Genomic DNA, 22,473 nt, shown 5'->3' with positions numbered 1-22,473 from the left:
GATGACGCCTGAGCACGGTCCCCGAGCCTCTCGTTTGCTAACCGCCACCGCTAGGCGTCTCGCTTTCTCAGTGCCCAGATGGCGCCGAGCACCGCGGCCGCCGCCCAGCCCACGCCGACCAGACCCCACAGGACCTCGCCGTGCATGAAGCGGTCGCCGGCCGTGTTGGGCAGGTAGTCGGCGACCGTGTTGAAGACGTCGGCGTGAAGGACGTCGGCGAGCAGGCCCAGCAGTTCGGGCACGATGAAGAGCAGGACGAACAGGATGGTCAGGGCGCCGGCCGTGCGGCGGACCAGGACGCCCAGACCCAGTGACAGCACCGCGGTCAGGGCCAGCTGGGCGCCGATCGCGATGATCTGGCCGGTCAACTGCGCGGCGTCGACATCGGCGAACTCGCGTAGCAGGGGAGCGCTGGACGCGACGCCGATCGCGGCGATGACCGTGCCGGCGGCGAAGACCGCGAGCAGGACCACCGCCGTCTTGGCCAGCATCAGGCGGCTGCGGCTCGGGACGCAGGCCAGCGTGACCATGACGCTGCGGGTGGCGTACTCGCTGGTCGCCACCAGCAGGCCCAGCGCGCCGCAGATGACCAGCAGCCAGCCCGCGGCGGTGATCGCCTCGGACGCCGCATCCACCGAGCCGTGTGGCGCGCCTGAGGCCCGCAGCGCGCCACGGTCGCTGTCCGCGTTGGACGCCGCCACCAGGACCATCGTGACCAGGGCGCCGCCGGTGAACCACCAGGTGGAGCGGACCGTGCGCAGCTTCACCCACTCGGCCCGGACGGCGCTCATGCGCGGACCCCGAACTCGGTGCTGTCGGCGGTCAACCGCATGTAGGACTCCTCCAGGGACGACTCGACCGGTTTCAGGCCGTACAACAACAGGCCTTTCTCGTGCGCCTGCCGGCCGACCTCTTCCGGGGTCGTGCCGGGGATGGTGAGTTCGCCGGGGCCGGACCACTGCGCGGCCGGGTAGGCCGACGCCAGCGGCTGCAGAGCGGGGCCCGAGACGACCGTGCCGCCGCCGGTCAGCAGGTTCGCCATCGGCTCGTCGGCGATCAGGCGGCCCCGGCCGATCACGACCAGGCGGTCGGCGGTCAGCTCCATCTCGCTCATCAGGTGTGACGAGACGAAGATGGTTCGACCCTCGGCGGCCAGCGTGCGGAGCAGCGTGCGGATCCAGCGCACCCCGTCGGGGTCGAGGCCGTTCACCGGCTCGTCGAGCATCAGCACGCGCGGGTCGCCGAGCAGCGCCCCGGCGATGCCCAGCCGCTGGCTCATGCCCAGCGAGTAGGTGCCGGCCCGCCGCCGGGCGGCGTCGCTCATGCCGGTCATCTCCAGAACCTCCTCGACCCGCGAGTACGGGAGGTCCTGGCTGCACGCCATCGCCCGCAGGTGGTCGCGGCCGCTGCGGTTGGGGTGCACCGCCTTCGCGTCGAGCAGGGCGCCGACGGTCCGCAGTGGATGTTCCAGCTCGACATAGCGGCGCCCGTCGACCAGCGCGACCCCGGCGGTGGGCGCGTCCAGCCCCAGGATCATGCGCATGGTGGTGGACTTGCCGGCGCCGTTCGGGCCGAGGAACCCGGTCACCAGCCCGGGCGTGATCTCCAGGGTCAGGTCGTCGACCGCGGTCGTGGCGCCGAACCGTTTGGTCAGTCCGCGAAGGCTAATCATGGCCGGAAAGTTAGCCGCCTTCACGGCCCTCTGTTTACTGTCTTTCGTCGGGTGTCGACACGACTTTCGTCGTCGTACTGTGTGGTCCATGCCCCGCTGGTGGAACTGGTCAGACCTGCTTCTCTGGCTGACCATGAGCGCGGTCCTGTTCATCTCCGACGACCCGCTGCCGTGGTGGCAGAAGGCGATCATCGTGGTGCTGCTGGCGCCCGTGGTCGCGGCGAGTCACCGCTGGCCGGTCCCGGCCGCCGCCGTCCCGGTGGTGCTGGCGCTGGCCACGACCGGCGGCCTGTTCTCCGACGCGCTGATGGTGCCGCAGGTTGCCCTGGCGCTGCTGCTCGGCCGCAACACGGCGCGCCTGCGAGCCGGGCTGATCTTCCTGGCCGTCCTGCTCGTGGCCGCGGCGGTGCTCGACGCGCTGCCCGACGCCGCCACCGCGCTGACCACGGTCATGCTGCCCTGGCTGGTCGGCCGGCTGGTGCGGCGCCACGACGAGCTGGTCCGCGACGGCTGGCAGCTCGCCGAACGCCTCGAACGCGAGCAGGAGCTGACCCGCCTGGTCGAACGCGCCCGCATCGCCGGCGACATGCACGACTCGCTGGGTCACGAGCTCAGCCTGCTCGCCCTGCGGGCGGCCGCCCTCCAGGTCGATCCCACCCTGGACGACACGGCCCGGAAGGCGGCCGGCGAACTGCGCGAGTCGGCGTCCCGCACCACCGAACGCCTGCACGAGATCATCGGCGTGCTGCGCGAGGACGGCCCGCTGACCAACACCTCCGTGACCGGCGTCGTCGAACGGGCCCGCGCCTCCGGCCTGACGATCACCGTGGAAGGCGAGCTGACCGGCCTGCCACCGATGAGCGACCGCGCGGCCTACCGTGTCGTGCAGGAGGGTCTCACCAACGCGGCCAAGCACGCGCCCGGCTCACCGGTGACCGTCCTGCTGTCGACCGACGAGACGACGGCGGTCGTGACCGTCCGGACATCGTCACCGGCCGCGATCACCCCCGGCGGCTTCGGGCTGGTCGGCCTCGACGAGCGGGTCCGCATGGCCGGCGGACGCCTGACCGCGGGCCCCGCGGCGGAAGGCGGTTTCGAGGTGACGGCCCGGCTGCCGCTGATCCCCGGTGCGGCGCCGGCCCAGCCCGACGCCCGCATCGAGCTGGCGCGGGCGAAGCGACGGGTCCGCCGGAGCGCGCTCGACGTCCTGGTGGTCCCCGCCGTCGCGGCCGCCGTCCTCCTGCTGGTGACGGTCGGCTACGAGGCCATCACGGGCAGCCGCAACGTCCTGGCCGCCGACGACTACGCCCACCTGCGCGTCGGCCAGGACGCCGCCTCCGCCGAATCCCTGCTGCCCGCCTACTCCCCGTCCCGCGACCGCCCCGCCGCCACACCACCCGACCCGCCGGCCGCCGACGAGTGCCGCGTCTACCGCGTTCACGCGACGGCCCGCTCACCCGCCTACCGCATCTGCTTCACCGCCGGCCGCGTGTCCCACATGGACCGCCTGATCATCCCGGGCCAGTAAGAATGAAGATCAAGAGCCTGATGTCGTGGCTGGGTGGGTGGTGCCGACCGTCGCTCCCGCCGAGGCCGGGCCCACGGCTCCTGGCCGCTGGCGCGTCCAGAACGGAGCCGCGAACCCTTCATTCTGTGTGAGTGGTAACCCGCCGGCGCTGCGCGCCGATTCCCGGATCCCGCCCAGCCCGAGCCGCGCCACCTGCCGTGCGACGGTCGCATCGAGCCCGGCGAGATCCCGCGCCCGTGCGACCAGGTCCCCGAGCCGGCCATCGCTGGCCGTCGTCATCAGGTGGTCGCCAAATAGCCGTCCCCGCCCCTATCGAGCGTGATGCCTTTGAACCACCGGCCCGAACCAGCCGCGGCGGCCGCCACACGTCAAACCCCGGAACCGCCCGAGCCAGGCCACAGTGATCCGCCGCGCATCCACTCCCGCCCCGAGAGGGCTTCCGGGTGGAGGCCTGCTGTATCGCTCGCGCTGGTCATGGGTGGAGCTTCAGGCGCACCAGGCACCCCACCTGCCCGCTCGCCCTCCCTGCCGCCGCTCGCTCTCCCCGCCAAGCGGCGCAGTAGAGGGGCCGCGGTCGGTGTGCCGTGTTGCTCTACCACTGTCACGACCAGCGGTAGAGCAACACGGCATCGCGCCCCAAATGCCGTCAGGGCCTACCGCTGTCACGGGCGGTGGTGGGGTAGCACGGCTTTACGGTGCTGGATGCCGTCAGGGCCTACCGCTGTCACGAGCGGCGCTGGAGCAGTACGGGATTACGGCCCTGGATGCGGTCGGGGCCTGCCACTGTCACGGGCGGTGGTGGGGCAGCACGGTGTCGCCCGCCCGGACGCCGTCAGGGCCTACCACCGGTGCGGGGCGGCCAGGACGAGGGGCGGCAGCGAGGGTGAGGGGCAGCCCGGGCGCCTGGCAACCCGGCTCAGCCCATGACCAGTGCGAGGGCGGGGATTCAGCGAGGGCGGGCGCCGGTGCGAGGGCCGGCGTCCAGCGAGGGCGGGCACCAGGGCAGCTCGACCGGCGCGGATGGGCCGGGCCTTCACTCGGAAGGCTGTCTAGTCATTCACCCGGTCGCCGGCCGCCTGGCAATCTGAGCTCTGGTGCACCGAGGACAAATTGTCCTTCGAGAGCAGCGTGACAACGCTCTGCCCGTTCACGATCGGGGACACGGAGGAGTTCCAGCTCACTTCGCGAGGGTTCCACTGCGGTCCACTGTCGCAATGCCGCCGGCGTGATGGGCGCAGCCGCCCAGGACTCGCAGGAACCGTTGTTGTCTCGGCCATGTGCAGGCGCCGGAGTGACCACCATGTGCAGGTGACGGGGTGACCACCATGGCGCATACACGGGACTGCCACCGGAGCGTGGCGGCCATGGCTCGGCTGGGTGGGGGTGACCCGTGGCGGGGCGGGAGGGTGACCGGCGGGGGTCTGGCCACGCGGGACAACCCGGCGGTGGGGCAGGGAGGGTGACCAGCGACGGCCCGGCGTGTGTGTCACGGCGGGTTTGGTCGGGCGTACCTCAGCAGGGTTTGACGTTGAGGAACGAAGATGGTCGAGGCGGTGACGGGGGTTCGGAATCGTTGCGTCGCCACGCTGGGAGGGTGGGGGAAGCCCGTCGCCCGCGGGAGAACTGGTGATTGGTCATGGCGGCCGGAGCGGCGGTAGCGTCGCGCTCGGCTCGGGGGCGCGACGTGCACGCGGCGGCCATGGGGGTGGATGTGCGGATCGACGTCGGGGCGACCACTCTGAGTGTCGTGGTTACTGGCGGCGGCCTTGTGCCGGCGTCAGCGTCATGGGTGCTGGTGCGGCTGGCCTACCTTGGCGGGCGGAACGGGCGGGCCGGGACGTAAAAGGACCGGCGTCCACGGGGGAAGACGCCGGTCCTGGTGATGGACGTTACTCCACTGGCAGATGACTTGTCGATACGGGATTACGGGTTTCCACAGATGATTCGCGTGCTGCTGGCCGACGATGAGGCGATGGTCCGGGCGGGGGTCCGCGCGATCCTCGACAAGACCGGCGACATCGAGGTGATCGCCGAGGCGGGCGACGGGCACGAGGCGGTCGAGTTGTGCCGCGCGCACCGGCCCGATGTCGCGCTGCTGGATATTCGGATGCCCCGGCTCGACGGGCTGGGGGCCGCGGCCGAGCTGCGGCAGGTCGCGCCGGACGTGTCGGTGGTGATGCTGACGACCTTCTCCGAGGACGAGTACATCACCGCCGCGCTGGACGGCGGGGCCAGCGGGTTTCTGCTCAAGTCCGGTGATCCGTACGAGTTGATGGCCGCGATCCGGGCCGCCGAGCAAGGGGCCGCCTTCCTGTCCCCGCGGATCGCGCACCGGGTGATCCAGCGGCTCAGCGGCGGCCCCGCCGCGCGGCAGAAGGTGGCCCGGGAACGGATCACCCTGCTGTCGCCGCGGGAGCGGGAAGTGCTCGGGCTGATCGGGGCCGGCCTGTCCAACGCCGAGATCGCGGCGCGGATGTTCCTCGTCGAGGGCACCGTCAAGGCGTACGTGAGCAACGCTCTGACCCGCCTGGAACTGAAGAACCGGGTGCAGGCGGCCGTCTTGGCGTACGAGGCGGGTCTTGTTCCCTAGAGCGTCGTTGTGATGGGGGACGGACGACCCTCGGGAGATGCAGCGGTGAGTGAGAACCTGATCGACGAACGCGTGAAGCGCCTGCTGGCGGCGGTGTCCGCGGACGGCAAGACCTCGGAGCACCCGGTGGTCTCGGCGGGGGTGAAACCGAACCAGGCGCTCCAGGTGCTGACCATGGCGCAGCGCACCGCCGAGCAGCACGTCGCCGACGCCAACCGGGACGCCGCCAAGATCAGGGAGGCGGCGCAGCAGGCCGCCGAGAAGGTCGGCCGGGAGGCCCAGGAGCACGCCGACAAGGTGCGCCGGGACGCCGAGAAGGCGACGGCCGAGGCGCGGACGGCGACCGACGCGGCCAACCTGGACGCGCAGAAGACCGTGGACGACGCGCGCCGGCAGGCCGAGCGGATCGTCCAGGAGGCGCGGACCAAGGCCACCGCGATCACCAGCGACGCGCGCGGCGAGGCCCAGCAGCTCGGGGCGCGGGCGCAGCAGCGGTACGACGACTTCGTCGGCGGGCTCAGCGCCAAGCGGGAGGCCCTGCAGCAGCAGATCGAGGCCCTCGAAACCTTCGACCGCGAGTACCGGGCCCGGCTGATGTCGTTCATGCAGGCCCAGCTGCGGGCCCTGTGGGTGGACGAGCCGCAGGTCGAGGAGGCGCCGGCCGAGAAGCCCGAGGTCATCGAGGCGGCCGAGGAGAAGGCCGAGGAGAAGCAGGACGCTCCCGAGGAGCGTTGACAGCACGCCTAGCGTGATGGTCATGGAGAACGGCGGCACGCGCGATCACGCCGTTGAGCAGACGCCGGCCGCCGACCCGCCGAGCCGTTCTCCCAAGGCCGTCGCGCCGAACCTGCTCGGGGCGGGCAACCGGGCCGTCGCCGCGCTGATGCGCCGGGCCGGGGACGGGGACGGCGACGACGGCGAGTCGCTGATGGCGCTGCTGCGGGGCGGTGGCGGCGCGCCGCTGCCCGAGGCGCCGCGGGCCGCGTTCGAGCAGGCGCTCGACCATCCGCTGGGCCACGTCCGCGTGCACGACAGCAACGCCGACGACACCGCCGCCCGGTCGGTCGGCGCGGACGCGTTCACCGTCGGCAGCCACGTCTACTTCCGGTCCGGGCAGTACGCCCCGGGCACCCCGGACGGCGACCGCAAGCTGGGCCACGAGCTGATCCACGTGGTCCAGCACGACGAGGGCCGGGTCGCCGCCGGGCCGCAGCACCGGGACGCGGCGGTGTCGGCGCCGACCGACCCGCTGGAGCGGGAGGCGTACGCGGGCGAGGAGACCGTGGCCGCGACCGCGGCGGCCGCGCCGCCCGCACCGGCCGGCCCGATCGTGGCGCCGACCTCGCCGGTGGCCGGGGAGAAGCCCGACGAGCAGGTGCTGCCGCCGGCGCCCAGGGTCGAGCCGCGCATCCCGGAGGGGGCGCCCCGGCCCGGGCCGGTGGTGGCGACCGTGGCGAAACCGGTCCCGGCGGTGGAAAAGGCGCCGGCGCCGGTCCTGACGGCGCCACCCGCCGAGGTCGTCGAGCAGGTGGCCGCGCCGACCAGCCTCGGGGCCGACCTGGCCGCCGCCTACGACGAGCAGATCCAGGCGGTGGCCGCGAGCGTCGCCACCGGTCTCGCCTCCGTCGCCGCGGCCGCCGACCAGCAGCGCGCCGCGATCACCACCGCCGCCGAGACCGAGCGGCAACGGCTGGCGGCGAACTACGACAAGGCCCAGCTCGACGCGATCGCGCACGTCGACGGCCTCAAGACCCAGGCGATGGCGGTGGCCGAGGCCGAGGCGGCCCGAGCCGTCGCGGGCAGCGAGGAACGGGCGGTCGCGATCCTGGCCGAGGGGCGCGGCGCGGGCGGCACCGGTGAGCCGCCGTCGGCCGAGGCGCAGGTCAAGGCGGCCGGCCGGATCGCCGAGCGGGCGGCCGACCAGGTTCGGCAGACCGGCGCCAAGGTGGCCACCATGGTCCGGCAGGAGGCCGCGCATCACGTCGCCACCAACTACGACCCGATGCTGCGCGACTACCTGACCACGCTGGCCGGGTCGCGGCCGGCGGCCGAGCAGGCGATCGCCGGGTTCGTGCAGACCGCGATGGCGCGGGTCGATCACACCGCGGCCGAGGCGGCGACCGCTCTGCGTACCCTCGGCGAGCACGCCGCCGCCACGCTGACCAGGGAGAAGGCGGCCGCGGTGGCCGAGGCGGCCGGCTTCGAGGGCGCCGAGCAGCCGGTCCTCGACGAGGTCGCGCAGATCGCCTCGGAACGGCGTACCCAAATCACGGCCCAGGGAGCGCAACTCGCCGCAGCGGCCGCGAGCGGCGCGGACAACGCGGTTCAGGCGATGGCCGCCGTGGCCACCGGGATGCGCGACCAGCTGACCCGCGGCGCCGCCGAGGCCGAGACCAAGCTCGCGCAGGGCGCGGCCGAGTTCCGGAGCGGGCTGCAGACCGTGCACGACAAGGCGCTGCAAGGCTTCGCCAAGCTGGTCGACGACGCCCTGGTCAGCGAGGACAGCCTGCTGGCCAAGGCGCGGGCCGAACTGGCGAGCGTGCCCGGCCGGGTGGACGCCAAGTACACCGGGCTCAAGGGGCAGGCGGCGAACACCCCGATCCAGCGGGGCATCTGGTCGTCGATCACCGGCTGGGTGTCCGACCTGCACGACAGCGCCAAGAAGTGGTTCGCCGACACCTTCGGCGACTGGCTCGGCGGGCTGCTGCTCGGCATCCTCGAAGGCCTGATCATGGTCGGCGTCGGCCTGCTCATCGGGTGGGCGGTCGGCGCGGTGGTCGGGTTCTTCATCACCGCCGGATCGGTCGCCGCGATCGTCACCGTGGCGATCATGCTGACCCTCGGCATCGGGCTGAACATCTACAACCGGTTCCAGGAGTTCTACGCCGACAACCCGGGCCAGGACGCCGGTTTCTGGCGCGGCCTCGGCCTGGTCGGGCTGGGCATCGCCGACCTGACCGGCATCCCGTTCATCATCGAGGGGACGGTCGGGCAACGCGCGTTCGGCGCCAAGATGAGCCGCTTCGACGCCAACGAGCGGCTCGGCATGGGCCTGGTGTTCCTGGGCGCCACGGTGGTGTCGGCCAAGAACTTCTTCCGGGCCAAGCCCAAGGTGGTGGACAAGCCGACCGCCCGGCCCGAGCCGCGGGCCAACCCGAGCGAGATCGCGCCGGCCGGCCTGTCGCCGAAGCTGGAAGGGATCCGCGGCGGGCTCACCGACCCGCGCGCGATCGAGCAGTTCGACACCATGTTCAAGTCGCTCAAGGGTGACAGCGCCAAGATGGAACGCATCCTGGACGGGTTCGCCGGCAAAGGCCCGGTCGAGGAACGCCTGATCAAGGACTGGGAGGCGAAGAACCCGGCCCCCGAACCGCCGCGTGGCGACGCGCTCGACCAGGTGCCCGAGCTCAAGGCGCGGGCCCAGGCACTGCGCGACGAGATGGTGACTTTCCGTGAGAAGATCCCGGGCATGCCCGACCGGATCAAGTCCCTGGACGGCGAGATCGAAGGTCTCAACCGGATGCTGGACGGCCGGCTCGAGGCCTCGGCCGAGCAGGTGACCAGCAAACGATCGAACCTGGACGGCATCCGGGACGAGTTCACCGAGGCCAGGCAGGCGTCCGGGGTCACCGGGGTGAGCCGGAAGTTCTCGCTCGACGGCCGGCCCGACGCGGTCGAGGTGGACGTGGTGTCGGACGGCGGCCGCACCTGGACCGACGTGAAGTCGACCGAGCCGTTCGGCACCGAGAGCAACGCCTGGACCGGCAAGGAGGGCCACCAAGGCCTCCAGGTGCAGGCCGAGGAGATGGTCCGGTCGGCCGGGCAGAACAAACTGCCCGACGGTACGACGCCGAAGGTGCGCTTCAAGTTCACCAAGGGCGTCACCCCCGAGGTCCGCGCCGGGCTGGAGGGCATGGGCATCGAGGTGGCCGGTCCGACCGCCGACGTCAAGCCGCAGCCGATCCCGATCCAGCCGCCCAGGACCGACAAGGAGAAGGCGGAGTGACCGACAAGCTGCTGGCCGCCGCCTTCTACCTGACGCCGGACCGCTCCGACCGGCCACTCGCCGACCTGCTGGCCACCGCGGGAGCGGACGACATCGGCGACGGGGTCTGCCGGTGGGCCGGCCTGACCTGCCGGGCGTACGTCGTGTCCGCCGTCGCCAACCGCATGCTGGTGCTGACCTTCTTCCGCGACTTCGACGAGGACGCCCTGGTCGAAGCGTTCGAGGGGGCGTGCGAGGCGCTGGAGCCCGAGGCCGCGCTGGTCGTCACCCATCCCGACCAGGCCGGGGTCGACGCGCTGCGGCGGCTCTCGGCGCAGGTGGCCGAGGCGGACGCGACGGCGCTCGCCGCCCGCCGGTTCGGCCTGCTCTACGTCAGCGACAAGCTGGCCGACTATCAGACCGGCGGCTGGATCGGCGCCGACCGCGAGGTGGTACCCACGGTCGGCGGCCGGCTCATCTTCGGTGGCGAGGGCGCTGAACGCCTCTCCTGACGGCTTACGCCGTGGCCATCAGCGCGAAGATGTTCTCCAGCTCGGTGCGGTCGACGCCGGCGGCCAGGGCCAGGTGGAGCAGGAGGCGGGACTTGTACGGGTCCAGGCGCCCGGCCGGGATGAGCCGCCGCTTGATCAGGTCGCTCTCCGAGCCCGCGAACGCGTACGTGCTGATCCCGGTCAGCCCCGAGCCGGTCCGCGAGGCGAGCACCACCGGGATCCGCTGCGCCGTCGCCTCCAGGGTCGCCACCCAGCTCTCCGGCACGTGACCCATCCCGAACGCCCCGATCACCAGCCCATCCAGCCCTTCTCCCTCGGTGAGCGCTCGCAGCAGTTCGCCGTCGTCGCCGAGCGAGGCGGGATAGATGACCACCCGAGGCTCCCGGCTCGGCGCCGGCAGGGTGAGGCGTCGCGGTGGACGATTCATCAGGTACGCGCGGCGCTCGGCGACGTAACCCAGCGGTCCGCCGGTCGGTGACGCGAAGGCCGAGACGCTGGTGCTGTGCGTCTTGCGTACCCGGCTCGCCGCGTGGATCTCATCCGACATCACGACCAGGCAGCCCAGCTCGCGCGCCTCCGGTTCGGCCGCGGTGACGATCGCGGCGAGCAGGTTGCCCGGCCCGTCCGCGCCGGCCAGCGAGGGATTGCGCATGGCGCCGGTCACGACGATCGGCTCCGGCCGGCGGTGCAGAAGATCCAGCAGGTACGAGGTCTCCTCGATGGTGTCGGTGCCCTGCGTGATCACGATCCCGCCGGCCCCTTCGTCCAGGTGCCGTTCGGCCGCTTCGAGCGCGCTCACCACATCCGGAATGGAAACCGAGGCACCCGGCACCTGCAGCCGGCTCTCGGTGACAATGTCGAGCTCGAGGGTGCTGAGCCCGGGAACCGAGGCGACGAGCTGCTCGGCCGACAGCGCCGGCCTGGCGCCGCCCTCGGGTGGCCCGGTCATCGCGATCGTCCCGCCCAGCCCGATCACCGCAACCCGCATGGCGCCCTCCTCCGTCGGTCCTTGAAGTCCATCCCGGACCGACGAGGCCCGCAACTCGAAGTGCCCTGGGTGGGACTCGAACCCACGTCCCCTGGTCGACGGTGAGGCAACGCGCTTCCCTGCCGGGGGCTGAGGTTCCCTGTCCTGTGGTCTTCTACACCACGGGCCCGGTCCCGGTGCATCCGCAACTCTCCCGCCGTGACACCGTTTCGTTTTCGGCCGCTCTCTCCTTCTGAGCTACCAGGGCGTGCCCCGAGCAGGATTCGAACCTGCGACCCCCTGATCCGTAATCAGGTGCGCTATCCACTGCGCCATCAGGGCTGGTAATACGTAGGCCGTACCGGGATCGAACCGGTGTTCTCCTGATTGAGGGTCAGGCGAGCGTTCCGCTGCTCCGACGGCCCATGAAAGGGTGCAATGAATCGCCATTTCCCCGTGATGGGAAAATGGTTTTCACTGGCAAAGGAAAAGCCGCCGTTCCCGAATGGGAAGGGCGGCGGCCGGGAGGCTGGTCTCAGCCTCGCCGTCGCCCCGGCGCAGGTCGCTCGGCTTCACGGCCAACGACCACGGTCCGCAGCGTCACGCGCCGCGAGCGGGTGGATCGTTCCCGTGTCATCGAATGCTCCCTGTCAAAAGTGGTGGCGACTGAGGAAAAGAATAGGCGCGGCCCGAACGAATGGCAAGCCGCTTATTCTGGCCGAGTTCGGAAAGAATCCGGGCGGGGGTGTCGGATCGGGGCGGTGGCGTTCGTTGCAGGGGTGAGGCCGTCCACGAGCGGCGGCGCCGGCCACGAACCGTGATCATGAAGCCTTGGACGAGGCACGGTTCCGACGACACAGGAGATGATCTTCAGATGCAGTATCTGGTTTCGGTGATCGACGACAAGGACAACCCGGGCAGCACGGACCGGCAGCCGGCCATCAGTGTGTTCAACGAGCGGCTGATCGCCGAGGGCTACTGGGTGTTCGCGGGTGGGCTCGCGGACACCGGCGCGGCCACGGTCATCGACAATCGGGGCGAGTCGGCGGTGTTCAGTGACGGGCCGTTCGTGGAGTCGAAGGAGTATCTCGCCGGCGTCTGGGTCTGGGAGGCGCCCGATCTGGATGTGGCGCTCAAGCTGGCCGCCGAGGCGTCGAAGGTGTGCGACCGGAAGATCGAGGTGCGGCCGTTCCTGTGAGGGACGCCAAGCGGCCGAGGCGTTGGTGAACGCCTCGGCCGAGGGGCAAGCAGCAACCGGTCAGACTCGGGCCGGAACGGCGGCGGCGGTAGCGGGGCGGACGTCGAGGCCCAGTTTCCCTCGGGTGGCCACGATCAGGATCAGGGCGAGCACCGTGCTGCAGATCAGCTGGGTGTGCAGCGGGTCGCGGACCGGGTCCAGGGTGGGGAAAACCTCGTGCCAGACCAGGGAGTAGGTGCTGTTGATGCCGGCGTGCAGGATCATCACGATCGGCAGGCTCTGGCCGGTTCGGTTGAAGACCCAGGTCATCACCAGGCTCAGCGGCACGCAGCAGGCGACGAACTCGATCGGGCTCAGCCAGTGCGTGTTCGGCCAGCCGCCCCACTCGCTGAAGAACAGCGGCAGGTGCCAGCCGCCCCAGAGCAGGCCGAGCACGGTGGTGCCGCCGACCGCGCCGAACCTCTCCTGGAGGCGGGGCAGGGCGAAGTCGCGCCAGCCGGGCTCCTCGGCCATCGCGGTGGTGAAGAACTGGAGGATCAGCATGGGCAGGTACGCGGCGGCCACCCAGGCGGGGATCATCCGGGCGTTGCCCCACGACTCGGGCAGCACGAAGGTGGACAGCAGGATCGTTGCGGGCACGCCGAGCAGCACCACGGCGTACCAGCGCCAATTGACCTTGAATTTGACCAGCCGGCGGGACCAGTGGCGCAGGCCGTCGCGGCCCGAGACGGTGGCGGTGACGATGAAGGCGGCGGTGACCGGGCCCAGGTAGGCGCCGGGGAGCAGGCCGACGAGCTGCGCGCTGCCGCCCAGCCTCGGGATGTGCAGGTCGAGCACGTTCAGCCCGCTGTCGCCGAGCACGAACGGGATCCAGGCCAGCCAGCTCAGGCCGTAGGCGAGGGTGAAGAAGGCGGTCAGCGGGAAGCGGTGCACGAGGCGGCTTGTCATGGGATCAAACGCTAGGAACGGGACGGATCTCGATCGATCCCGCTGACTACCGAGGGAAAGTACAGCCTGCTGGAGTGAGGCGCGCCCAGAAGCACGGCAGTATTGCCGCCATGCCCTTGCATGTCTCCCGCCGCGTCCGGGCCGCCGTGTACGCGCTGGAGCACCTGGTCCTCGGCATCGGCACCGCCGTCCTGGCGCTGACCGCCCTGCTCTGGACGCTGTTCATGCTGCTCCCGGCGCCCCGGCTGGCGCTGCCGGCGATGCGCCTCGCGGCCGACCGTGAGCGTGACCGGCTGTCCCGGATGGGCCCCGAGATCGCCGGCCCCGACCCCCTGCCGCAAGGGCGATGGGCTTGGGTACGCGACACCGCGATCCGCCGCGAGCTGGCCTGGACGGGCATCCACGCCACGGCCGGGTTCTTTCTCGGGCTGGCCGGGCTCACCCTGCCGCTGTACGCCCTGCAGGATCTCACGTTCCCGCTGTGGTTCTGGGTGCTGAACCCGGAGGACGGCGGCCCGAGCCTCGCCCTCTGGCGGATGGACGGGCCGCTGGACGTCTTCTACGTCTTCCTGTTCGGGCTGTTCTGGGTGCTCATGGTCATCTTCGTCGGCCCGGTGCTGGCCTGGGCGCAGGCGTGGCCCGGCCGGCGGCTGCTGGGGCGGACCGACGGCGACGCCTCCGTACGCATCGCGCACCTGACCGCCACCCGCGCCGCCGCCCTCGACGCGCACGCGCTGGAACTGCGCCGCATCGAACGGTCGCTGCACGACGGCACCCAGAACCGCCTGGTCGCCGTGAACATGCTGATCGGGGCGGCCCGGCGGGCCCTGACCCGGGATCCGGCCGTGGCCGAGGCGGCCCTGGACCGGGCCCAGGAGGCGACCGAGCAGGCGCTGGCCGAGTTGCGTACGGTGGTCCGCGGCATCCTGCCGCCGGTGCTCGCCGACCGCGGGCTGCCCGGCGCGCTGGCCGGCCTGGCCACCCACTGCGCCGTGCCGACCAAGCTCGACATCGACGCGGGGGTCCGGGCCCCGGCGTCGGTGGAGGCGACCGCCTACTACGTCGTCGCGGAGGCGCTCACCAACGTGAGTAAGCACAGTGGAGCGTCGAACGCCGTGGTCGAGGTGCGGCGGCCGGGCGACCGGCTGGTCCTGCGGATCGAGGACGACGGGCACGGCGGCGCCGACGAGCGGGGCGGCTCGGGCCTGACCGGCATCCGCCGGCGGGTCGAGGCGCACGACGGGAAACTGACCCTGACCAGCCCACCCGGTGGGCCGACGACGATGCTGGTGGAGCTGCCGTGCGGATCGTGATCGCCGAGGACGACCCCCTGCTGCGGGAGGGCCTGGCCGCCCTGCTGCGGGCCGAGTCGCTGGACGTGGTGGCCACCACGGACGACCCCACCTCGTTCCTGGCGGCGGTCGACCAGCACCAGCCGGACGTCGCGATCGTCGACGTGCGGATGCCGCCGACGCACACCGACGAGGGCATCCGGGCGGCGGTGGAGGCGCGGCGCCGGCAGCCGGGGCTCGCGGTGCTGGTGCTCTCGGCGTACGTGGAACAGGCTTTTGCCACTGAGCTCCTGGCCGGGGGAGCGGTGCGGCTGGGCTACATGCTGAAGGAGCGCGTCGGCCGGGTGGAGGAGTTCCTGGCGGCGCTGCACCGGGTGGCCGAGGGCGGGACGGCGGTCGACCCGGAGGTGGTCGGCCAGTTGCTGGCGCGGCCGCGGCAGGACGACACCCTGGAACGGCTGAGCCCCCGCGAGCGTGACGTGCTGGCGCTGATGGCCGAGGGGCTGGGCAACACCGCGATCGCCGAGCGGCTGTTCGTCACCGAGGGCGCGGTGCACAAGCACATCCGGAGCATCTTCGCCAAGCTCGACCTGGCGCCGGATGATCGGGCCGACCGCCGGGTCACCGCGGTGCTGCGATTCCTGGACAACCCGGTCGCCCGCTGACTGGCGGTTTGACGACACAGCCGTTGTGCCGGGCCGGTCCGGCTGCTGGTGTGTGGTCGTGGCGGTTTCGGTGGTGGCCGCGGCCGCCGGGTACGGCAAGACCACGGCGCTGCGTGGGTCGCACCCGGACGCGCGCTGGCATCGAGGCCTGCCCACCGGCGGCAGCGATCCGTGCGCGGCGCTGGCCGGGGTGGTGCTGGAGGAGGCGCGGGGCGGGGCGAGCCAGGTGGTGTTCGACGACCTGCCGCCGCTTCCGGCCGGGACCGTGGCCGCGGTTTCCAAGATCGTCGAGGGTACGGCCGACGTCGCGCTCGCCTCCCGCTGGCCCGGCCCGCGGGCCGACGTGGGGCCCGCCTCCCTGGCCCTGACCGTCGATCAGGTGGCGGCGCTGGTCCCGCCGTCCGACGCCGCCCGGATCCACGCCGCCACGGCCGGGTGGCCGGTGCTGGTGCAGCTGGCGGCCGGGAACGGGGAGCCGCTCGGGTCGCCGGACGGGGCGATCGCGGAGTACCTGGCCGAAGAGGTCCTGCCGTCGCTGCCGGAGCCGGCCCGGCGGTTGCTGACCCACCTCGGCGACCTCGCGCCGGTCGGCGCCGACCTGTGCGCGTCGCTCGGCCACCCGTCGTCGGCGTTGCGACACCTGGTCCGCAGCGGGCTGCTGACCACGGCCGGGTCGCCGCCGTCGGTGCCCGGTGGGCCGCCGCCGTGCCTGCGCGTGGTGCCGGTGGTGGCCGCCGTGCTGGCCTCGTCGCCGCCGCGCGCCAAGGCGGCCGTGTTCTTCGACCAGCACGGGCCGCCGGTGGCGGCGGCCCGGGAATACCTCCGGGGCGGTGACCGGTCCTCGTGCGCCCGCGTGCTGGCCACGCACGGTGATTCGATGCTGGCCGCCGGCGCTGCCGAGGAGGTGGCCTCGCTGGTGGCGGCGCTGCCCCCGCGTACCCCCGAGCTGTGGTTGTTGCTGGGGGACGCGCACCGGGCGGCGGCGTCGCTGGGCGCGGCCGAGCGGGCCTACGCGGCCAGCGGCCTGCCGGCGACGAGCCCGGCCCTGGCCTGGCGCCTGGGGCGCATCCACTACCAGCGTGGCGACGCCACGGCCGCGCTGACCGCCTTCGCGGCCGGTCAACCCGCCTCGGGGCCGGACGCCGTGCAACTGGCGGCCTGGAGCGCCAACGCGCACCTGCTGGCCGGGTCGGCCGAGACCGCTCTCGCCTCCGCCCGCCGGGCGATCGCGCTGGCCGCCGACGAGCCCGCGGCGGTGGCGCTGGCCCACGTCAGTGCCGCGTTGTGCCTCGCCGCCACCGGGGACGACGCCGCGAGCGAGGAGCACTACGGCATCGCGGTGCCGGCGGCCGAGCGCGCCGGCGACGTCGTCCTGCTCACCCGGATCTTCATCAACAAGACCTTCCGGCTGCTCCGGGCCGCCCGCTTCGAGGCCGCGCTGGCCGCCGGCCGGACCTGCGCCCGGTACGCCGCCGTGGCCGGGCAGCCGAGCCTGCAGGCCATCGCCGCCTGCAACGAGGGCGACGTGCTGGCCATGCTGGGACGGTTCGACGAGGCGGTGCGGTGCTTCGAGACCGCGATCGCCGGATATCACCGGACCGGGTCGCGGCGGGTGGCCGGCGCCCAGCTCGGGCTGGGCGAGGTGTACCGCCGGCGGGGCTGGCGGGAGCAGGCGCGGGCGGCCTTCGAGGCGGCGATCCGGGTCGCGACCGAGGCCGGGAACAACCACGTGCTCGGGCCGGCCCGCAACGGCCTGGCCCTGGTGCTGCTCGACGACGACCCGGAGCGGGCGGCCGCGATCGCCGCGCCCGGCACGCTCGCCGACGGGTGGCGCGCGCTGCGGGCCGGCGATGAGGAGCGGGCGGCCGCGGTGGCCGACGAGCGTTGCGCCGCCGCCCGTGACGACGGTGATCGGGTCGCCCTCGCCGACGCCCTCGAGCTGCGCGGCATGCTTGTTACCAACCAGTCGGTAGCGTTGCGGGAGTGCCACGGGATCTGGGCCGAGGCGGGCGCCGTGGTCGAGGCCGCGCGCCTGGTCGTGATCATGGGGCGGATGCCCGGCAGCGGTCCCGGCGAGCGCCTGCGGCGGCTGGTCGCGATCGAGCGGCTGCGCGAGGCCGGTGCGGTCGTCGCGCCCGAGGAGCCGTCGGCCGATGTGCTGGTGCGGGCCTTCGGGCGGTTCGAGGTGCTGGTCCGCGGCGAGCCGGTGCCGGCCAGGCGCTGGCAGTCCAAGAAGGCCCGTGACCTGCTGCGGATCCTGGTCGCGCGGCGGGGCCGGCCGATCCCGCGGGACGAACTGTGTGAGCTGCTCTGGCCGGGCGCCACCGGGGCCGGCCACCGGCTGTCCGTGCTGCTGTCCATCCTGCGGGGCGTGCTCGACGACGCCGGGCCGGCCCTGGTGGCCGACCCGGCGAGCGTGGCGCTGGACGTGACCCGGATCCGGGTCGACGTGGAGGACTTCCTGGCCTATGTGGCGCAGGCCCGCCGCCTCGTCGACACCGGCGACCTGGCCGAGGCGCGGGCCCTGCTCGCCACCATCGACCGGCATCACACCGGCGAGGAGGCGTTCGGGGACGAGCCGTACGCGGCCTGGGCGGCCGGGTTGCGTGAGGAGGCGCGGGCCGCCCAGCTGCGGATGCTGCGGATGTCGGTGCAGGTGACGGACAACGTCGACGCCGCCGCCGGGTTGCTGCTGCGGCTGCTCGACCACGATCCGTACGACGAGACGGCGCACCGGGGGCTGGTGCGCCGTCTCGTCGCGGCGGGGCGGCACGGGGAGGCGCGGCGAGCCTTCGACCGCTATGTGGCTGCGATGCGGTCGATCGGCGTACGCCCACCCGACGAGACCCTGCTCAGTGGATCGTCCCGCTTCAGTGGAACGTCCCGCCGAACGCCGCCTCGACCATGACCGTGCCGCCCTCGTCGGCGAAGGCCTTCTTCGAGGCGACGCCGAACAGCGTGCCCCGCGCCCACGTGGTGCCGTTGTCCGGGCCGGGCACGATCGCGTCCAGCGTGGCCCGGGGCGGCCCGGTGACCGTGGCGCCCACCCCGTAGACCGCCTTCTGCGGGTCGTTCTCCGAGAACGGGGCGACGATCGGCCACGAGTGGGACGCCGTCGTCGTGCGTACCCGATCCATCTCACCGGAGGGACGGCACAGCGCGAACGCGGTGACCTGGGCCAGCCAGGAGTCGGCGGCCACCCGCACGGTCTCCAGGTCCTGGTCGATCGTGATCGACCTGGGCACCCCGCCCTCGATCCGGAAGCCGAGCCCGAAGAGCTGGGTGGTGTCGGAGCACGAGGCCTCGGCGGTCCCCACGCCGGTCCCGGTCTCGCGGTAGGGCGTCACCGAGCTCTCACACATGACGTACGCGGTGACCGACCAGGAGCCCACCATCCCGGCCGGCGCCCGCGCGATCACCTTGACCGACTGCTGGTCCTCGGCCGGCACGACCGCGGTGATCGCCACCCCGCCCCCGCCCGCCGATCCATAATTGATCATCCCGCCGCCCGCGTACCGGGCGCCGGAATCGCAGGTGGCGATGGCCGTCTTCACCTGCTGCGGCCCGAACACACTGGTGTCCGACGCCCGCACCGGCGTCCCTCCGAGCGAGGCGACCAACCCCGCGACCAGAACCGTGGCAACAAACATGTCTGTCCCTTCGACGTGAGAGCTCGATGGAACAGAGGGGGTGTCAGGGTGGCGTCATGCCGGGTCGCGGAAACCCGACAGTCAGCCGGGCAGCCGGAGCCGGACCGGGGTCTCCTCGGCCAGGAAGGTCAGGACCGCCATGGTCTGCGGCGGGATGGTGCCGCCGGCGCAGGTGGACCAGCTGACGTCGCCCGTGCGGAAGGTGGCCACCGTGGTCACGCCGCCGGGACAGGACGGGGGCCGGTGGCCCTGCTGGGCGCCGGTCTCCAGGGCCAGGCGCGCGTCGATCAGCCCCTTGAGCTTCTTGACCTTCCTCAGGCTCAGCCGGCCCTCGGTGTCGGCGCCGTCGCCGGCGCAGTCCTGGCAGAGCCAGCCGCCGTCGATGTTGACCGACAGCCAGGACGTCCCCCAGCGGACGTCGACCGGGGAGCCGAGTTCGTCCTTGGTGGCGGCGCGGCGGGCGGGCGACGGCCCGGCCAGCGGCGGGTGCCGCGGACCACGCTGGACCAGGTCGCGGAGCCGGGCGAAGTCGTCGCGCCGGTCGGCCGTGAAGGTCACCCGGCCGAAGCTGCCCGGGTCGGCCCACCAGCATCGCGTCGTGGTCGCGGCCCGGCCGCAGCGGGCCACGCCGCCGTACCGGCCGGGCTCGACCGGTCCGTAGTCGGCCAGACCCTTCACCTCGTTGGTGAGGTAGGCGTCGAGCATCCCGGCCGGGTCGGTGACCGGTCCGGCCGCGGCGGCGAACTCGATGCTCTCCGCACCCTGGCGATAGGCGGCGGCGAACGGCGTCGACGGCGGGCCGATCTTGGCGGCCAGGCCGGTCGCGTCGTCTCGGGGCGCGCCGGCCGGCAGGCCGTCGATCTCGCCGGGTGCCGCGAACGTGGCGCTCACCGGGGCCGGGGCGGGCAAACCGGCCGCCGAGGAGCAGCCCGCCGTCAGCAGGACGGCGAGCATCGACACGGAGAGGGTGGCCCGCACGACGCGCCAGGCTACGTGGTCGAGCCGCGGCCACTCACAGCGGCAGCGGCGTCGTGCGGCGCGACCTGGGGCATCACCGGCCCGTCGTACTACTGCTTCCGGCACGGCACGCTGGCCAACCTGCACAACGTGATCACCGACGTCCGCGCCCGTTGCGGCCGGCCGGTGGTGCGGGGCCGACCGCCCCCAGTGACCCGTATATATATAGGCAACACCGCTGGTCGGAATGCGGGGACGGCGGAATCGCCGTCCCCGCATTCCGGTGTGGTCAGGTCGCCGGGCGGTAGCCGGCCGGGCGGCTGGTGAACGTCCCGCGGCCGTGGGTGCGGCTGCGCAACGTGGTCGCGTACCCGAAGAGCCGCGCGAGCGGGACGACCGCCCGGACCGACGACGAGGTCGACCCGGTCACCCGGCCGTGGCGCGCGCCGAGATCGCCGAGGACCGCGCCCAGCGTCTCGGCCGGGGCGTCCACGGTCACCTCGGCGACCGGTTCCAGCAGCGTCATCCCGCACGCCGCCAGCGCCTGCCGCAGCCCGAACCGGCCGGCCGCCCGGAAGGCGAGCTCGGACGAGTCCTTCGGGTGGGTGGCGCCGTCGCGCAGCACGACCCGCAGCCCGGCCACCGGATGACCGCCGATCGGGCCCTCGGCGAGCGACTCCCGGCAGCCGGCCTCGACCGCGCGGACGAACTCGGCCGGCACCCGCCCGCCGGTCACCGCCGACGCGAACGCGAAGCCCTCGGACGAGGGCGACACGTCGAGGACGATGTGCGCGAACTGGCCCGCCCCGCCGTCCTGCTTGACGTGCCGGTAGACCATCCCGGTCACGCCCCGCGTCACGGTCTCGCGGTAGGCCACCTGCGGCCGGCCCACGGTCACGCCGATGCCGAGCTTCTTCACGGCCACCTCCAGATGCAGTTCGCCCTGCCCGGAGAGCAGGGTCTGCCCGGTCTCCCGGTCGACCCGCACGGTCAGCGACGGATCCTCCTCGACCAGCACGGCCAGCGCGCCGGTCAGCTTCTGCGACTCGGCCCGGGTCCGCGCCTCGATCGCCACCGAGACCAGCGGCGGCGACGCCGTCGCCGGTGGCTCCAGCCGCACCGGACGGTCCCGGGTGCTCAGCGTGGCGCCGGTCCGGGCCGCCTTGACCCCGGCCACGGCGACGATGTCGCCGGCCCGCGCCTGGTCCAGGTCGGTGTGCCGGTCGGCCTGGATGCGCAGGATGCGGGCGACGCGTTCGGTACGCCCGGCGTCCGCGTCCCACACGACGTCCCCCTTCCGCAGCGTGCCGTCGTAGATCCGGAGGTAGGTCAGCCGCCCGGTCCGTGCCGAGTGCACCTTGAACACCAGCGCGGCCAGGTCGCCCGACGGGTCGCCGCCGGGCGCGGGCAGGTAGTCCACCACCGCGTCGAGCAAGGGCTCCACGCCGCGGTTCCGGTACGCCGCCCCGCACAGCACGACCACGGCCTTCCCCGACAGGGTCAGGTCGCGCAGCGCCCCGCGCAGGGTCGGCTCGGACATGTCGCCCAGCTCCTCCAGGGCGCCGGCGTGCAGTTCCGCCACGGCTTCCTCCAGCCGGCGCCGAGCCTCGGAGGCGCCGGCCGGCGTCACCCGCAGGACACCGTTCGTCCAGACGAGACGCCGCAGGCCGACCAGGTCGACGACGCCGACGAACTCGTCGCCGTCGAACACCGGCTGCTGGACGACGAGCGGGGTGACGCCCAGCCGGGAACGGATGGCGGCCACCGTCGCCTCCAGCGAGGCGCCGGCCCGGTCCATCTTGTTCACGAAGGCGAGGCGCGGCACGCCGTACCGATCGGCGGCCCGCCACACCGACTCGCTCTGCGGCTCCACCCCGGCGACGCCGTCGAAGACGGCGACTGCGCCGTCCAGGACGCGCAGCGACCGCTCGACCTCGGCCGAGAAGTCGACGTGGCCCGGGGTGTCGATCAGGTTGATCCGATGACCGGCCCAGTCGCAGCCGACCGCGGCGGCGAAGATGGTGATGCCACGCTCACGCTCCTGAGGGTCGAAGTCGGTGACCGTCGTCCCGTCGTGCACCTCGCCGCGCTTGTAGGTGGCGCCGGTGGTGAACAGGATGCGTTCGGTCACGGTGGTCTTGCCGGCATCGACGTGCGCGAGGATGCCGATGTTGCGTACACGCATGATGGGTTGAGCCTTCCGGGTGACGTGAACGACGACAGGTTCGTCCACCCCGGCCGGGCAGGGGTTAACGCCGGCTATGCCCGACTGGGCAGAAGGTAACGCCGGCTATGCCCGACCGGGCACGCCAGACACGAGGATCCGCTCATGGCGCGAACACATGGCGGTCTCCTCTCCGCTCGTTGGCCCTGACCAGGGTAGACAGATCTTGGGACCGCCGCGACCGGTTTTGGTGTCCGTTAGCGGTCGCGCCCGCAGTTCGGACAAAGTCGTATTTAGACGACGGTAGTCCTTCGGGCCACGTACCGGTATGGTGGCTCCGCATAG

Annotated in this window: 16 protein-coding genes and 2 tRNA genes; 9 read left to right on the top strand and 9 right to left on the bottom strand. The window is 72.7% G+C overall.

Features of this window, described 5'->3' with window-relative positions:
- Positions 1-50: 50 nt before the first annotated feature.
- Both AB0M54_RS17085 and AB0M54_RS17080 read right to left on the bottom strand, forming a co-directional pair.
- On the bottom strand, positions 51-791 hold the full coding sequence (locus AB0M54_RS17085) for an ABC transporter permease (protein ID WP_364330788.1): 741 nt from the start codon (positions 789-791) through the stop codon (positions 51-53).
- The gene (locus AB0M54_RS17080) at positions 788-1,672 is read right to left on the bottom strand and encodes an ABC transporter ATP-binding protein (RefSeq protein ID WP_364330791.1); all 885 of its coding nucleotides are present in this window, start codon (positions 1,670-1,672) and stop codon (positions 788-790) included. Before AB0M54_RS17080 ends, AB0M54_RS17085 begins: the two co-directional genes overlap by 4 nt.
- A gap of 88 nt (positions 1,673-1,760) precedes the next feature.
- Between AB0M54_RS17080 and AB0M54_RS17075 the strand changes: the two genes are divergently transcribed.
- The 5 genes from AB0M54_RS17075 to AB0M54_RS17055 all read left to right on the top strand — a co-directional run bounded on the left by AB0M54_RS17075 (position 1,761) and on the right by AB0M54_RS17055 (position 10,287).
- Positions 1,761-3,200 carry a histidine kinase gene (locus AB0M54_RS17075; RefSeq protein ID WP_364472132.1) on the top strand — a complete coding sequence of 480 codons (1,440 nt, stop codon included), beginning with the start codon at positions 1,761-1,763 and terminating at the stop codon, positions 3,198-3,200.
- A 1,939-nt stretch (positions 3,201-5,139) separates the two neighbouring features.
- Positions 5,140-5,790 carry a response regulator transcription factor gene (locus AB0M54_RS17070; RefSeq protein WP_364472129.1) on the top strand — a complete coding sequence of 217 codons (651 nt, stop codon included), beginning with the start codon at positions 5,140-5,142 and terminating at the stop codon, positions 5,788-5,790.
- A 45-nt stretch (positions 5,791-5,835) separates the two neighbouring features.
- Positions 5,836-6,525: a hypothetical protein gene (locus AB0M54_RS17065; protein ID WP_364472127.1), complete on the top strand. Its 690-nt coding sequence runs from the start codon at positions 5,836-5,838 to the stop codon at positions 6,523-6,525.
- Positions 6,526-6,547: 22 nt separating this feature from the next.
- On the top strand, positions 6,548-9,796 hold the full coding sequence (locus AB0M54_RS17060; RefSeq protein WP_364472124.1) for a DUF4157 domain-containing protein: 3,249 nt from the start codon (positions 6,548-6,550) through the stop codon (positions 9,794-9,796).
- Positions 9,793-10,287, top strand: coding sequence for a hypothetical protein (locus AB0M54_RS17055; RefSeq protein WP_364472121.1), 495 nt, complete (start codon positions 9,793-9,795; stop codon positions 10,285-10,287). Before AB0M54_RS17060 ends, AB0M54_RS17055 begins: the two co-directional genes overlap by 4 nt.
- 4 nt (positions 10,288-10,291) lie before the next feature.
- On the opposite strand, the gene AB0M54_RS17050 is transcribed toward AB0M54_RS17055, so the two are convergent.
- From AB0M54_RS17050 to AB0M54_RS17040, 3 genes are all read right to left on the bottom strand, one after another.
- Positions 10,292-11,275, bottom strand: coding sequence for an asparaginase (locus AB0M54_RS17050; RefSeq protein WP_364330808.1), 984 nt, complete (start codon positions 11,273-11,275; stop codon positions 10,292-10,294).
- Positions 11,276-11,523: 248 nt separating this feature from the next.
- A tRNA-Arg gene (locus tag AB0M54_RS17045) sits at positions 11,524-11,596 on the bottom strand.
- A 10-nt stretch (positions 11,597-11,606) separates the two neighbouring features.
- Positions 11,607-11,679, bottom strand: a tRNA-Glu gene (locus AB0M54_RS17040).
- A gap of 449 nt (positions 11,680-12,128) precedes the next feature.
- Between AB0M54_RS17040 and AB0M54_RS17035 the strand changes: the two genes are divergently transcribed.
- On the top strand, positions 12,129-12,452 hold the full coding sequence (locus tag AB0M54_RS17035) for a YciI family protein (protein WP_364472118.1): 324 nt from the start codon (positions 12,129-12,131) through the stop codon (positions 12,450-12,452).
- 60 nt (positions 12,453-12,512) lie between these two features.
- Here AB0M54_RS17035 and AB0M54_RS17030 read toward each other — a convergent pair whose 3' ends face one another.
- On the bottom strand, positions 12,513-13,400 hold the full coding sequence (locus AB0M54_RS17030; RefSeq protein WP_364330814.1) for a type II CAAX endopeptidase family protein: 888 nt from the start codon (positions 13,398-13,400) through the stop codon (positions 12,513-12,515).
- A 110-nt stretch (positions 13,401-13,510) separates the two neighbouring features.
- On the opposite strand from AB0M54_RS17030, the gene AB0M54_RS17025 reads away from it, so the two are divergent.
- The 3 genes from AB0M54_RS17025 to AB0M54_RS17015 are packed head-to-tail and all read left to right on the top strand — an operon-like array spanning position 13,511 to position 18,265.
- Positions 13,511-14,713 carry a sensor histidine kinase gene (locus AB0M54_RS17025; protein ID WP_364330817.1) on the top strand — a complete coding sequence of 401 codons (1,203 nt, stop codon included), beginning with the start codon at positions 13,511-13,513 and terminating at the stop codon, positions 14,711-14,713.
- The gene (locus tag AB0M54_RS17020; RefSeq protein ID WP_364330820.1) at positions 14,701-15,357 is read left to right on the top strand and encodes a response regulator transcription factor; all 657 of its coding nucleotides are present in this window, start codon (positions 14,701-14,703) and stop codon (positions 15,355-15,357) included. Before AB0M54_RS17025 ends, AB0M54_RS17020 begins: the two co-directional genes overlap by 13 nt.
- A 58-nt stretch (positions 15,358-15,415) precedes the next feature.
- Positions 15,416-18,265 carry a tetratricopeptide repeat protein gene (locus tag AB0M54_RS17015; protein ID WP_364472115.1) on the top strand — a complete coding sequence of 950 codons (2,850 nt, stop codon included), beginning with the start codon at positions 15,416-15,418 and terminating at the stop codon, positions 18,263-18,265.
- Here the strand turns inward: AB0M54_RS17015 and AB0M54_RS17010 are convergent.
- From AB0M54_RS17010 to AB0M54_RS17000, 3 genes are all read right to left on the bottom strand, one after another.
- Positions 18,228-19,007, bottom strand: coding sequence for a hypothetical protein (locus tag AB0M54_RS17010; protein ID WP_364330825.1), 780 nt, complete (start codon positions 19,005-19,007; stop codon positions 18,228-18,230). The two genes, AB0M54_RS17015 and AB0M54_RS17010, sit on opposite strands and share 38 nt — an antisense overlap.
- An 81-nt stretch (positions 19,008-19,088) precedes the next feature.
- Positions 19,089-19,985, bottom strand: coding sequence for a hypothetical protein (locus AB0M54_RS17005; protein WP_364472112.1), 897 nt, complete (start codon positions 19,983-19,985; stop codon positions 19,089-19,091).
- Positions 19,986-20,253: 268 nt separating this feature from the next.
- Positions 20,254-22,149 carry an elongation factor G gene (locus AB0M54_RS17000; protein WP_364472109.1) on the bottom strand — a complete coding sequence of 632 codons (1,896 nt, stop codon included), beginning with the start codon at positions 22,147-22,149 and terminating at the stop codon, positions 20,254-20,256.
- Positions 22,150-22,473: the final 324 nt, after the last annotated feature.

It is taken from the genome of Actinoplanes sp. NPDC051470, from assembly GCF_040682035.1.
GTDB lineage: Bacteria > Actinomycetota > Actinomycetes > Mycobacteriales > Micromonosporaceae > Actinoplanes.
The sequence above is the reverse complement of the archived record's forward strand: the minus strand, read 5'-3'. Positions and strand labels throughout refer to the sequence as shown.

Bases quoted from the DNA above. Each gene is read 5' to 3' on its own strand.
- AB0M54_RS17085 (WP_364330788.1), bottom strand. From the start codon at position 791: ATGAGCGCCGTCCGGGCCGAGTGGGTGAAGCTGCGCACGGTCCGCTCC.
- AB0M54_RS17080 (WP_364330791.1), bottom strand. From the start codon at position 1,672: ATGATTAGCCTTCGCGGACTGACCAAACGGTTCGGCGCCACGACCGCG.
- AB0M54_RS17075 (WP_364472132.1), top strand. From the start codon at position 1,761: ATGCCCCGCTGGTGGAACTGGTCAGACCTGCTTCTCTGGCTGACCATG.
- AB0M54_RS17070 (WP_364472129.1), top strand. From the start codon at position 5,140: ATGATTCGCGTGCTGCTGGCCGACGATGAGGCGATGGTCCGGGCGGGG.
- AB0M54_RS17060 (WP_364472124.1), top strand. From the start codon at position 6,548: ATGGAGAACGGCGGCACGCGCGATCACGCCGTTGAGCAGACGCCGGCC.
- AB0M54_RS17050 (WP_364330808.1), bottom strand. From the start codon at position 11,275: ATGCGGGTTGCGGTGATCGGGCTGGGCGGGACGATCGCGATGACCGGG.
- AB0M54_RS17035 (WP_364472118.1), top strand. From the start codon at position 12,129: ATGCAGTATCTGGTTTCGGTGATCGACGACAAGGACAACCCGGGCAGC.
- AB0M54_RS17030 (WP_364330814.1), bottom strand. From the start codon at position 13,400: ATGACAAGCCGCCTCGTGCACCGCTTCCCGCTGACCGCCTTCTTCACC.
- AB0M54_RS17025 (WP_364330817.1), top strand. From the start codon at position 13,511: ATGCCCTTGCATGTCTCCCGCCGCGTCCGGGCCGCCGTGTACGCGCTG.
- AB0M54_RS17010 (WP_364330825.1), bottom strand. From the start codon at position 19,007: ATGTTTGTTGCCACGGTTCTGGTCGCGGGGTTGGTCGCCTCGCTCGGA.
- AB0M54_RS17000 (WP_364472109.1), bottom strand. From the start codon at position 22,149: ATGCGTGTACGCAACATCGGCATCCTCGCGCACGTCGATGCCGGCAAG.